At 46.3% G+C, this 12,096-nt stretch carries 13 protein-coding genes; all 13 read right to left on the bottom strand.

From position 1 onward, the window contains the following. Window positions 1-19: 19 nt before the first annotated feature. Window positions 20-814, bottom strand: a complete 795-nt coding sequence (gene trpA / locus BUA75_RS03555) for a tryptophan synthase subunit alpha (RefSeq protein WP_083574044.1) — start codon at window positions 812-814, stop codon at window positions 20-22. After that, entirely contained in the window at window positions 789-2,006 is a 1,218-nt protein-coding gene (gene trpB / locus BUA75_RS03560) for a tryptophan synthase subunit beta (RefSeq protein ID WP_072873249.1), read from the bottom strand. Before trpB ends, trpA begins: the two co-directional genes overlap by 26 nt. Then, the gene (locus BUA75_RS03565; protein ID WP_072873213.1) at window positions 1,987-2,670 is read right to left on the bottom strand and encodes a phosphoribosylanthranilate isomerase; all 684 of its coding nucleotides are present in this window, start codon (window positions 2,668-2,670) and stop codon (window positions 1,987-1,989) included. The genes trpB and BUA75_RS03565 overlap by 20 nt, the downstream gene beginning before the upstream one ends. Beyond that, entirely contained in the window at window positions 2,670-3,467 is a 798-nt protein-coding gene (trpC, locus tag BUA75_RS03570; RefSeq protein ID WP_072873214.1) for an indole-3-glycerol phosphate synthase TrpC, read from the bottom strand. The genes BUA75_RS03565 and trpC overlap by 1 nt, the downstream gene beginning before the upstream one ends. Then, window positions 3,464-4,525 (bottom strand): anthranilate phosphoribosyltransferase, encoded by a 1,062-nt coding sequence (trpD, locus tag BUA75_RS03575; RefSeq protein WP_072873215.1) that lies wholly within the window; start codon window positions 4,523-4,525, stop codon window positions 3,464-3,466. Before trpD ends, trpC begins: the two co-directional genes overlap by 4 nt. 391 nt (window positions 4,526-4,916) lie before the next feature. Then, window positions 4,917-5,291 carry a chorismate mutase gene (aroH, locus tag BUA75_RS03580; RefSeq protein WP_072873216.1) on the bottom strand — a complete coding sequence of 125 codons (375 nt, stop codon included), beginning with the start codon at window positions 5,289-5,291 and terminating at the stop codon, window positions 4,917-4,919. Window positions 5,292-5,348: 57 nt separating this feature from the next. Continuing rightward, the gene (aroB, locus tag BUA75_RS03585; protein ID WP_072873217.1) at window positions 5,349-6,431 is read right to left on the bottom strand and encodes a 3-dehydroquinate synthase; all 1,083 of its coding nucleotides are present in this window, start codon (window positions 6,429-6,431) and stop codon (window positions 5,349-5,351) included. Then, window positions 6,428-7,585 (bottom strand): chorismate synthase, encoded by a 1,158-nt coding sequence (aroC, locus tag BUA75_RS03590; RefSeq protein ID WP_072873218.1) that lies wholly within the window; start codon window positions 7,583-7,585, stop codon window positions 6,428-6,430. Before aroC ends, aroB begins: the two co-directional genes overlap by 4 nt. 15 nt (window positions 7,586-7,600) lie before the next feature. After that, on the bottom strand, window positions 7,601-8,590 hold the full coding sequence (locus tag BUA75_RS03595; protein WP_072873219.1) for a zinc-binding metallopeptidase family protein: 990 nt from the start codon (window positions 8,588-8,590) through the stop codon (window positions 7,601-7,603). Beyond that, window positions 8,587-9,612, bottom strand: coding sequence for a M42 family metallopeptidase (locus tag BUA75_RS03600; protein WP_072873220.1), 1,026 nt, complete (start codon window positions 9,610-9,612; stop codon window positions 8,587-8,589). Before BUA75_RS03600 ends, BUA75_RS03595 begins: the two co-directional genes overlap by 4 nt. Next, entirely contained in the window at window positions 9,603-10,661 is a 1,059-nt protein-coding gene (locus BUA75_RS03605; RefSeq protein ID WP_072873250.1) for a M20/M25/M40 family metallo-hydrolase, read from the bottom strand. Before BUA75_RS03605 ends, BUA75_RS03600 begins: the two co-directional genes overlap by 10 nt. 13 nt (window positions 10,662-10,674) lie before the next feature. Next, window positions 10,675-11,673 (bottom strand): RluA family pseudouridine synthase, encoded by a 999-nt coding sequence (locus BUA75_RS03610; RefSeq protein WP_072873221.1) that lies wholly within the window; start codon window positions 11,671-11,673, stop codon window positions 10,675-10,677. Between the two features lie 137 nt (window positions 11,674-11,810). Further along, a complete protein-coding gene (locus tag BUA75_RS03615) occupies window positions 11,811-12,002 on the bottom strand; it encodes an H-type small acid-soluble spore protein (RefSeq protein WP_420950533.1) in 192 nt (63 codons plus the stop codon). Window positions 12,003-12,096: the final 94 nt, after the last annotated feature.

Consider the following 12,096-nt stretch of genomic DNA (forward strand, 5'->3'; position numbering starts at 1 on the left):
ACTCCTTTTTTCTGCGCTGCTATTGAACAGCCGTCTGTAATTCTTTGAAAAATTCTGTAATTGTTGACAACATCGCATCTTGACCTTGATCCAGCGATTGTCCAATGCGTCGCACAAAAGCGCTACCCACAATCACTCCATCAGCATAAGCTGCAATATTTTGAGCCTGCTCAGGAGTGGATACACCAAATCCAACAGCCACAGGCAATGGGGTGGATTGTCGTACCGTACGCACTAACTCTTCCACACGTTCGGACATTTGTACCCGTTCACCTGTTACACCAAGCGATGAAACACAATAGACAAACCCGCGGGCCTCACTGCTGATGGACGCGATTCTGTCTCGACCTGACGTAGGCGTAACCAAGGGAATCAGGGCTATATCAGCTGCATCGGCAGCTTGACGGACGTCCACACTCTCTTCAAAAGGCAAATCAGGTATGATAATGCCATCTGCGCCTGCTTTCCTAGCATCCTGAAAGAAGCGTTCCAATCCATATTGAAAGACAGGATTAACGTAAGAGAATAAGATAAGTCCTGCTTCCGATTCGCGACGTAACAACTGTGTCATTTCAAAGATTCTTGGCAATGAAAACCCAGATTGTAGACTGCGCAATGCTGCGTCTTGAATCACTTTCCCATCTGCCAATGGGTCAGAATACGGTATACCAATTTCAACGAGATCGGCCCCTGCTTGCAAAAGAGCGCGGAAACAAGCGAGCGAATCGTCAAAATTTGGATCACCTGCTGTCAAAAAGGGCAGGATAGCCGCTTTTCCCTTGCGTTTTTCAAACGCCTTCTGAATGCGTTCCAAACGAAATTCCTCCTCTGGCGGCAACTTGTTCCACATCTTTGTCTCCACGTCCAGATAGACAGACCACAATAATCTCGTCCTTACTTAGTGTAGGAGCATCCTTTACAACTTGGGCCACAGCGTGGGCACTCTCTAACGCTGGAATAATGCCTTCTGTACGGGAGAGCATGTAAAAAGCTTCAAGCGCCTGTTGGTCAGTCACTGGTACATAGCGAGCTCTCCCGCTCTGATGCAGCCAAGCGTGTTCTGGACCAATACCTGGATAATCCAGTCCAGCGGAAATACTGTGCGCCGGTGTCACTTGTCCGTATTCGTCCTGCATTAAATAAGTCATGGCCCCATGTATGACACCCGGTTTGCCGCGAGCGATAGAAGCAGCATGCTTTTCTGTGTCAATCCCTTCACCTGCCGCTTCGCAGCCAATCAATTCTACAGATGAATCTTCTATAAACGGATAGAAGATACCCATAGCGTTGCTGCCACCACCTACACACGCGTAAATCCGATTGGGCAAACGACCTTCCAATTCGAGAATTTGTTGCTTTGTCTCGTCGCCAATCACCCTTTGGAAATCGCGCACAATTTGTGGATAAGGGTGAGGGCCTACAACCGAACCAATAATGTAATACGTGTCCTCCACATGTTCGACCCAGTGACGGATGGCTTCGTTGGTCGCATCTTTGAGTGTGCGCGTACCTGAAGTGGCTGCCACGACTTCTGCTCCCAGCATGCGCATGCGAAATACGTTGAGTGCCTGGCGCTGCATATCTTCCTCGCCCATGAAAACCGTGCAGGATAAGCCGAATTTAGCCGCTACTGTGGCAGATGCTACCCCATGCTGTCCGGCTCCTGTTTCAGCAATAATCCTTTTTTTTCCTGTGTGTAAAGCGAGCAGTGCCTGGCCTATTGTGTTGTTGATTTTATGTGCTCCTGTATGGTTCAGGTCTTCACGTTTTAAATAAATTTTCGCGCCACCCAGACTTTTACTCAGATTTTCAGCATAATAAAGTCCGGATGGACGCCCTACATAGGTGCGTAGATGATAGTCCAATTCTTTGCGGAAATCGTTGCTTGCCATCAAACGATGAAAGTCGGCTTCTAACTGGTGTAAGGCAGCCATGAGTGTTTCTGGAACATAGCGTCCGCCAAACGGACCAAATCGACCAGCGGCGTCAGGAAAGTTTGTTGGTATGGACAAACGAGTTCACCCTTTCTAAAAAAACAGCAATTTTTTCTGAAGATTTTCTACCGCCGATCTCGACTCCTGAAGACACATCCAGTCCATAAGGAATGGTCACGGAGAGTAAATGTGATACGTTGTCAGGCCGTAAACCCCCTGCTATCCAAATCGGATCGCCAGGAAAAAAACGCAATATCTGAGGGAGCAGATGCCAGTCAAAAGATTTTCCCCAGCCACCCGTAACGCCCTCACTTGAATTGGGAGCTGCCGCGTCAAGAAGCAAGGCATCTGTCGCTGAACGGTAATGCTCTATAGCAGCCTGCACTTGTCCTGATGAATCACTGGTGGACACCGATATGGCCTTCCAGACCTGCAGTCCATGTCTACGAATTTCCTCACAATCTTGCAAAGATTCCTGACCGTGTAACTGGGCTACTGTAAAACCTGCTCTATGGCAGCGTTCTATGACTTCCTCAACCGATTGATTGGCAAAAACACCTACAGCTTGAACTTGATGTTCTAACGCTTGCACCATAACTTTTGCGTCATCCGGATCAATATAGCGTCGGCTGGCTTGGACTTGAACAAAACCTATATGGGAAACCAGCGGATGCTGCGCAAAATCCAAATTGTCTCCTGCTTTCAAACCACATATCTTAACTTTAGGTCGAATCATCAATAAGACCCTTTGACAAGCGGAAATCGTTTGACTTGAAATCCTCGTAAAACGCCTGGCAGTTGATCGTCCCCTTGACGCATCAACGTCTCACCAATTAACAAACCACTCACTCCGGCAATAGCTACTCTTTGAGCGTCATCCGGGGTCGCCATACCACTTTCTGACAGTACAGGTATGGATGAAGGAATTTGCGTCATCAATTGTTCGGTCGTTTGCAAGGAGACTTCAAAAGTGTGCAAGTTTCGATTGTTAATACCTAGAATATCAGGTTCAACAGCCAAAGCGGTTTCAAGTTCGCGTTCATTGTGAATTTCAATAAGTGTTTCCAGGCCTAATTCTGCCGCAAAATGGCGCAATTCTGCCAGACGCTCGGAAGATAAAGCAGCAACAATCAAAAGAACAATATCCGCTCCAGCTGCATGAGCTTCCCGAAGCTGTTTTTCTGAAATGATAAAGTCTTTCCGCAGTACAGGTATTTGGACAGACTCAGCAATTTCCCGTAAATCTTGAAGGGATCCGCGAAAAAAGGTTTGATCTGTCAAAACTGAAACTGCTGCTGCTCCAGCGTCTTCGTATCTTTTGGCACGTTCTACAGGTAGCAGTGTGTCAACTATAATGCCTTTCGATGGACTGGCTCTTTTAAATTCAGCAACAATTTGCAAATGATCAGATTCAAGCAGTCGTTTTCGCAGGCTTGGTTTTAGGGTAATGTTTCTCTCAAAAGTGGGTCGATCCGGCAATGCAGTTACTTCCTGTTCCTTTACACGCAAAATTTCTTCCAGAAAACTGCTCACGAGATGATCCCCTCCTCTGCTTTACCTATTGTCTGTGCATCTTGCGAAGATTGCACGAGTTGCTGAAGTTTCGCTAAGGCTGCACCGCTTTTCAAAATTTGTTGAGCGACAGCGACACCCTCTCGGATGGAATTTGATTGTCCAGCAACGTACAAAGCGGCGGCTGCATTGTATAAAACAGCATTCAATATGGCTCCTGGCCTTTGTTGAGCAAACAAATCCAACATCATTCGGGCATTATCAGCAGCGTCCCCGCCCACTAACTCGGATACATCAGCTCTTGGCAAACTTACTTCTTCTGGTGTCAGCGTATAGTTACGAATGTTGCCGGAACACAGTTCAGCTACCAAAGTTTCTCCAGACAATGTGAACTCATCCAATCCATCACTGCCATGCATTACGAGTGCATGTTCACTGCCAAGTTTCAGCAGGGCTTCTGCGACTATGGGAACGAGATCGGCTTTAAAAACTCCAATGACCTGCCGCTTGACATGAGCTGGATTGGTCAGCGGACCTAGAATGTTGAAAATCGTCCGAAAACCAAGCTGTTGGCGAGGTTTTGCAGCGTATTTCATGGCAGGATGGTACGTACGCGCATAAAGAAAACAAATTCCTGCTTCGTTTAAGCAGTACTCTGCCTGATGAGGTTCTAGTGTCACACTGACCCCTAACTGTTCTAAAACGTCGGCACTGCCGCTGCGACTGGTAGCACTCCGGTTTCCATGTTTAGCAACGGGAACACCTGCGGCGGCAGCTACGATAGCTGCTGCAGTCGATATATTAAACGTATTCCGTCCATCTCCGCCTGTACCGCAAGTGTCTATTGCGTTTTCTGGGGCTGTTATGCGCAGGCTGTGCGAGCGCATGGCGCTAGCAAATGCTGCAATTTCATCAGAAGTTTCGCCGCGCATAGCTAAAGCTGTCAGGACGGCAGCGGTTTGAATTTCCGTTACTTCTCCTTGCATAAGCGTTTGTGTAAAAGCTTCAGCAAGCGGAAAAGATAATGTTTCCCCTTTTGTTAAACGTTGCAGAATGTCTTGAACCAACGATTGAGACATCTCCACTCAACTCCTCTTGAGAATACATTAGGAGCAAGAGTGGTGAAGCATGAAGACGGTTTGCGTTTCGGCGCAAAAGCAAAAACACCCACAAGCTAGGAGGAGATTCAACCTAACCTGTGGATGCACGGTCAATGGCCTATTAAGCTGCCTTAATGTCGGCAACTATCTTCTCCATGAACGCACTTTTACGCTGATTCATTCGCCAAAAGACGAAGAAACATCGCTCTGCTCCACTCAACTCTCCTCAAATCCACACTCGACTCGTCTATACTTCACTGTAGGCTGCCGTCCTTATAAGACGGCTTACTGGTATATTCGTAAAAAACGTAAAATCCTTTCTTGCGATCATACGCAAAATTATCCTATGCGTCAACAGGCAGGTTTCTCCTTAGACGTTTTTTTGAGCGAGATCGGGCCGTAATACAATAGCTTCACCTAAATACACGTGCTGCAATGCTTCTTGGGTTTTATGCGTGTTGACGTGCATCAAAACCCGAATACAGCGGCTCTTGCTATTTTCAATCGGCAATTCTGTCGCGCACATGAGAGGAACCCACTGCCAACCAGGACGCGAACGGACCGCTTCTGCCGGGAAGGCGGCTGTCAGATCGGCGGTCATGGTAAAAAGAATACTCGCCACATCATCTACGTCAATTTCATTAAGTTCTACAATGGTATCTACCAATTCGCGAGTAGCCGTGTGAATTGCTAAGGGTGAGTTTTCACTTGCGCAAATAGCCCCTCGAATACCCCGTACTTTCATATTCTGTTCTCTCCTCTCACATGGGACACGCGGCTTGGTATTCTAGGGTCTGCTCAATCAGCGAGACTCATTATCCTGCCAAGCCAACCTGACCAGGTCTTTATCTATATTTTTTATAATTCTTACTTGACCAATCCGTTCTGGTAAAGCAAAAGTCCAACCGTCCTGAGAGTTTTTCTTATCCAGTTGAAGATAAGGAATCAATTCATCAAAGGCCATTCCCTTGTCCTGAGTTGGTAAGCCATGCAGCTCCAAGCATTCAATGATTTTTTGTTTATCATCTTCACTGAGCAACCCTAATCGCTTTGCCAAATAGGATTCTACAGCTAACCCAATCGATATGGCCTCTCCATGAGACCAGCGGTATTCGCTTTTGGCTTCTACGGCATGGCCAATCGTATGTCCCGCATTGAGAACCATACGCCATTCTGCCTCTTGTTCATCCGCTTCAACCACGTCAATTTTTACTTGCATAGCTTGACTGAGCATGGTTATGGAGGCCGCACCTCCCGGATAGCTGCGGTACGGAGATTGGTAAAGCTCAGTAAACAGTTTTTCCGATCCGATAATGGCGTGTTTGATCACTTCTGCCATACCACTTGCCCAATCTCGCTGAGATAGGGATTCTAGCATTTCAACATCGTACCAGATAGCAACAGGGGAATAAAAAGATCCGACTAAATTTTTAGCATACTTTAAATTGACGCCAACTTTGCCTCCCAGACTACTGTCATGGGCTAACAATGTGGTCGGAGCTTGGATATAACGCAGGCCTCGCAGATAAGTAGCGGCTACAAACCCAGTCAGATCTCCTACCACACCACCCCCCCAAGCAACCAGCATATCTTCCCGACGAATTTGTAATTGAGCCAGTTTACTATATATCGTTTCAGCTGTTTCCAGAGACTTACTAGCTTCTCCAGCTGTCACGGTCAGCAAATGAGTCTCAGCCATTTGTTGCAAGGTTTCGAGAAAAATTTGAGTTTTTCGTGTCGAAACCACATGATGATCGGTCACAACAACAATTTTCCCGGGCTTCTTTTCCCCAGAAGGCCAATATTCAGCACAGCGTTCCAGTAACTGTTCGCCAATCCAAACAGGATAATGGCGACTTTTACTTCGCACCTCGAGTTTCATCATCGTTTTTCCACCATGGATTGGTATGCCGCGACTTGCGCTTGGATTTCACGCAAAGAGTCGCCGCTAAATTTGCGTAAAAATGCATCCGCAATAACAAAAGCCGCTACATTTTCACCAACAACCGATGCAGCAGGAACTGCGCAGTGATCTGATCTCTCCACCGCTGCCAGTTCCACTTCTTTCGTTTTCATATCAACACTGGCCAAGGGTTTATAGAGCGTCGAAATCGGCTTCATGGCCACGCGGATGACAATATCCTGACCGGTTGTCATCCCGCCTTCTATGCCACCTGCTCCATTCGAGGGACGCAGATAACGTGGAGCCTGATAAACAATGGCATCGTGTACTTGTGAACCAAATCTCCGCGCTGCTTCAAAACCAAGACCAATTTCAACACCTTTTATGGCTTGGATACCCATTAATGCACCAGCTAATTGGGCATCTAATTTGCGGTCGTTATGCACATGAGAGCCAAGTCCAGGTGGGCAACCGCGTACAATAATCTCAAAAATCCCGCCAACCGTGTCACCACGCTCTTTGGCTTCATCAATTTTAGCAATCATTTTGGCTTCAGCCACTTGATCAGCTGTTCGCACAGGAGAACGGTCAGCAGCATCTATTAATTGTTGAAAATCGAGTGTATCCGGTTTCGCTACTACACCGCCAATTTCCACTACATGAGCTGTAATTTCTATCTTAAAGAGTTCCAACAATTGTCTAACCAAAGCTCCAGCGGCCACGACGGTGGTTGTGTTTCTAGCGCTGGCTCGTTCCAGGATATTGCGCAAGTCTTCGTGATCGTACTTTAAACCTCCGGCAAGGTCAGCGTGCCCAGGCCGTGGGCGAGTAACTTCTTTTAAATTTTCTGGAGGATTTCCCCATACAGACATTTTTTCTATCCAGTTTTTAAAATCGCGATTGACAACTCGCATGGTAATCGGCGAACCTAATGTTTCTCCAAAACGAATACCGCTCGTTACTTCAACCGTATCTGTTTCAATCTGCATTCGTCTACCGCGTCCATATCCCTGTTGGCGTCGACGCAACTGTTCATCAATCTTTTCTTTTTGAATTGGCACACGGCTGGGCATGCCTTCAACAATCACTGTCAATTCAGGTCCATGAGATTCTCCTGCTGTCAGGTAACGAAGCACTATTTGCCCTCCTGTCTAAGCCTTCCACTGATTGGCTGCCGCAACAGCCCATTTGACGAGTGACTCGACATCACGAACATCAATCACTTGCGACAACTGGCCTGTATAGCGTGTCGGAATCGATAGACCACCTACCATTAAGCCTGCTTGTGACAAATGAATTTGTCCTGCATCCGACTGTCCTCCAGGCCATACTTCATGCTGAATGTTAATGCCAAGAGTTTCAGCAGCATCTTGCAAAACATTTTTGACACGTAATGGGGTTATGACGGTTCCGTCCATGATTTTTAACGCAGGTCCATGACCTAGACGCAAATCCATACGTTTTGCTTTTGGCATATCTCCAGCTGGAGCACTATCAATCACCAAAACGAGATCGGGTTGAAGAGCGAAAGCAGCCGTTTTGGCACCGCGTGCCCCCACTACTGATTGGGCACTGAAAACGAGAGTAACCTGTCTACCTTCGTCAGCCAATTGACGGAATGCATCTGCTGCAGCTACACAACCTGCACGATTGTCCAACGCGCGTCCCGACAAACGATGTTCACCCAGTTCAGCAAAGGGAACATCCAGTACAGCAGAAATGCCTATGGGAGCAAGATGGTAGGCTTCTTCTGCTGAATCCACACCGAGATCGATATACAGATCGTCAACACTTAAAGAGGTATTGGCGTCTTTCATTTCGCAACCGATTATGCCGCGCGTCTGATTGGTAAATCGAACGTGTTGCCCTATCAGCTGCTTGGCCTCCAGCGAGCCAATGGTAAGAAAGCGAAGGAAGCCGTTTTCTTCTATATGATTGACCATGATTCCAGGTTCATCTATGTGTGCTACGAGCGCCACATGCGGCCCAACACCATTTTTTCGTACAATCCCGTTGCCGAGCCTGTCAATCTCTGTTGAATCTGCAATGTCTTTAAAGGTGGCAAGAACGCTTGGTAAATGCGCCGCTTCACTTCCTGCAGGAATAACCATCTCCGACCATTGCTTGATGATATTTTTCATGAATGCCATCTTCCTTCCTGAATTTCAGTCAGAATTGCTGTAAGGAGTTGTAAGGCTGCTTGGTAGTCTTCGAGTGAAATAATTTGTGCAGGCGCATGAATATAGCGGACAGGTACAGATATAGCGCCACCAATCACACCTTCTCGGGCTTTTTGAATGGCTCCATAATCGTTTGAACCGCCTTTAACGCGTCGATATTGCCATGGGATGTTATATTTTTCTGCGGTGGCAATCATGAACTCCGTAAAACGTCGATCTGGCAGGGTGAGGCCATCTTGCAAAGTAAGGGCAGGTCCTTTGCCAAGTTGTGTGGCTTGATTGTGTGCCGGGGCGTCAACGACATCAAAACAAACAGTGCCTTCCAGAGCAATAGCGATGTCAGGCTTCAATCGATACGCTGCGGCTGTAGCCCCTCGCAGCCCTACTTCTTCTTGTACAGCGAACACTCCAGAAAGTCTCAACTGCCATTCTTTTTGCATCGTTTCCACCAACAACGCGCAACCAACGCGATCGTCAAACGATTTTGCTTTTGCTGCTCGTTCTCCCATTTCTCCATAAGTTGTCGCAAATACGGCTACATCTCCTGGTTGCACAACAGAAAGAGCGTCCTCTTTGGAAGAAGCACCTATATCGATGTAAAGTTGATCCCAACCGAGTGGCTGCCGGCGTTCCTCCGGTTTTTGCAGATGAATCGGCTTACTGCCAATCACGCCAAAGTGTTTGCTATCTCCAATGACAACAGGTTTTGAAACGAGAACACGGGGGTCAATACCACCGATTGGACGGAAACGAAGTAAGCCGTTTTCCTCCACATGAACAATCATTAAGCCAATTTCGTCCATATGTGCGTCAATCATAATATGTGGACCTTGAGTATCTTGGTTTTGCTGTACAAAAAGATTGCCTAGAACATCCGTGAAAATGTGATTGTGCGACAGAGTCACTTCACTGCGAATGACATTACGAATTTCATTCTCGTAACCGGAGGGTCCCATAGCTTCAGTCAATTTTTTTAGTAGCATGAGTAGTCCTCCACTCTTTCCCAAGTTAATTGCGCTATATATTCGGCCAGTACCTTACCGCAATCGACAATATCTTGATAGCTGCCTGTTTCAACAGAGGTATGCATATAGCGAATAGCTATCCCAACCAGCCCTGTGGCAATTCCTTCTCTCGTAATTTGAAATGCCCGTCCGTCAGTACCTGTGGGACCTTGTGATAATTCTAATTGATAGTCAATGTTGTTTGCCTTCGCAGCTTCACTTAAATCCTGGAATACTTTAGGGTGGATGTTAGGTCCTTTGGCTATGGCTGGTCCTTTACCAATTTTGTAACTGAAGTCAGATGCCTGTCCGGGCATGTCAGCGAATGTCACATCAATGGCAATGGCAACGTCAGGAGCCTGGCCGTACCCCACTGTCGTTGCTCCTCGAACGCCTACTTCTTCCTGAACACTAGCAACAGCAATGACATCTGCCTGATGGTGGTATTTTTTTAATGCCTCCAGACATTCCAGTATGACTGCTACGCTTGTTCGATTATCCAGTGATTTTCCGCTGTAGTGATGATGAAGCAGGGGCATAACACTGCGATGCAACGTAACGCGATCGCCCACACGGATCTCCGAGCGCACTCGTTCTTCTGGCATAGCTAAATCGATAAAAAGATCTTCTAATGGAGCAGCTTTTTTTTGTTCGTCTGGCGCTTGCAAATGGGGTGGTTTGCTGCCAATAATTCCATGCCAACGCTTGTTTTTTCCGTGCACCACCACTTCTTGACCAACGAGCGTCCTGGGATCAAAACCTCCTGTTTGCGCAACACGCAAGAAACCACCTTTGTCAATGAGGCTTACCATCAGTGCGATTTCATCCATGTGTGCAGAGAGCAGTACCCGAGGGCGTCTTCCACTTGATTGACCCTCTACGGTAGCAATCAAATTCCCCAAAGTATCCCGTTCAATTTTGGAAGTATATGTACGCATTGCAGATTCCACAATTTTGGCGACTTCCTCTTCAAAACCAGGTCCGCCATGTTCTTCTAATAAGCGAATGAGTGTATCCACATGTTTCATCAATTCGAGTTGCTCACTCCTCTCCTGTCAATAAATTTACTTTATCATTCGTATCAAATTGTACGCAATTTTTTGTCTCTATTTCTTTACTCGATCCGCCAAGCCATTCCCATAGTTCTATCATCTCTGAACGAGGTTCAGCAGTGACGCATACTGATTTTTCTAGAATAGGATGAAAAAAAGCGAGTTGATAGGCGTGCAGCATTTGGCGACTGGCCATCTTTGTATAAAAAGAACTCTCATCATCGTTCAGGGAAAGTTGACCGTAGTCCCTGTCGCCTATGAGAGGCATTCGGACGCTCGCCATATGTAGACGAATCTGGTGAGTTCGACCGGTTTCCAGTTCAAGCTGTACCAAAGCAGCTTGTTGCGTTTTTGCAAGTATAAAAAAATGAGTAATAGCTTCTTGGCCCATTTCTTCTTGAACGATTCTCTTTGAAGGACGTTCTGGATTTTGGGCAATCCGCGATTGAATAGTATACCATTGGTGTAGCGACAGATGGCTGGGAAAATAACAAATAGCCATATACGATCTTTTCAGTTGATGATTTCTTACTAACAGATCAAATAAGTGATGAATATGCGCGTGCTTGGCAAGCAATAGCAAACCGGAAGTGTCTCTATCCAAACGGTGTACACAATGGGGCACTAAGTGTTCAGACAGAAGATAATGACCGGCTGCTGCTAATGCAGATTTGTTTCTCTCACGAGCGGATGGATGTGATAATTGTCCTGCCGGTTTATTTATCACAAGAATGTACGGATCTTCGTAACAAACATCGATGGGCAAAGCTTCAGGTTGAACACTAGCAGATTCTTCCGGTAAAATGACTTCAATATGGTCTTCTTGGTAGACTTGTTCATAAAATTTCATGAATCGTCCGTTTACACACACTTTATTCTCATCGCGGAGCGTGCGCATCAATCGGTGGGAAACACCTAAAGATTTTTCCAGAATAGATTGCAAGCGCCTTCCTTGTTCGTTTTCCTTGACAATCCACTCTATTTTCATGTTTCTCACCTACTTTCGTTTCTGTGCATTGTAGCGGGTGAAAGGGTCTTTGGACAAGAGGATGCCTTCTTCAGAACACAAAAAAGCTGTCTCCCAGAAGAAGAAAACATCTGGGTGACAGCTTTTGGATAGAATCGTTAACCACGATGTTCTTCAAGTGCTGAAACATGAACGTCCCGTTCATTGTTCGGCTGATCGAGAGGATAAACTCGACACATTTCATTTTTTTCGTCTACGTGTTGAATGTAGATAGGAACACCTTGGCAAGTGACATGCACCATATCAGGCGATGAGGCTATTTCAACTGCACGTTGGATATGAATTTGAATCTTCTCCTTTCAAGAAATTAACTTTAACATTTACTGTAAATCAAAATTTATACGTTCGTTGATTCGTTGGCTTTCGCTTGTTCCAATAACAAAG

Origin of the sequence: Alicyclobacillus tolerans (assembly GCF_900142255.1) — a bacterium.
Classification (GTDB): Bacteria; Bacillota; Bacilli; order Alicyclobacillales; family Alicyclobacillaceae; genus Alicyclobacillus_I; species Alicyclobacillus_I tolerans.

Bases quoted from the DNA above. Each gene is read 5' to 3' on its own strand.
- BUA75_RS03565 (WP_072873213.1), bottom strand. From the start codon at position 2,670: ATGATTCGACCTAAAGTTAAGATATGTGGTTTGAAAGCAGGAGACAAT.
- trpD (WP_072873215.1), bottom strand. From the start codon at position 4,525: ATGTCTCAATCGTTGGTTCAAGACATTCTGCAACGTTTAACAAAAGGG.
- aroH (WP_072873216.1), bottom strand. From the start codon at position 5,291: ATGAAAGTACGGGGTATTCGAGGGGCTATTTGCGCAAGTGAAAACTCA.
- aroB (WP_072873217.1), bottom strand. From the start codon at position 6,431: ATGATGAAACTCGAGGTGCGAAGTAAAAGTCGCCATTATCCTGTTTGG.
- BUA75_RS03595 (WP_072873219.1), bottom strand. From the start codon at position 8,590: ATGAAAAATATCATCAAGCAATGGTCGGAGATGGTTATTCCTGCAGGA.
- BUA75_RS03600 (WP_072873220.1), bottom strand. From the start codon at position 9,612: ATGCTACTAAAAAAATTGACTGAAGCTATGGGACCCTCCGGTTACGAG.
- BUA75_RS03605 (WP_072873250.1), bottom strand. From the start codon at position 10,661: ATGAAACATGTGGATACACTCATTCGCTTATTAGAAGAACATGGCGGA.
- BUA75_RS03610 (WP_072873221.1), bottom strand. From the start codon at position 11,673: ATGAAAATAGAGTGGATTGTCAAGGAAAACGAACAAGGAAGGCGCTTG.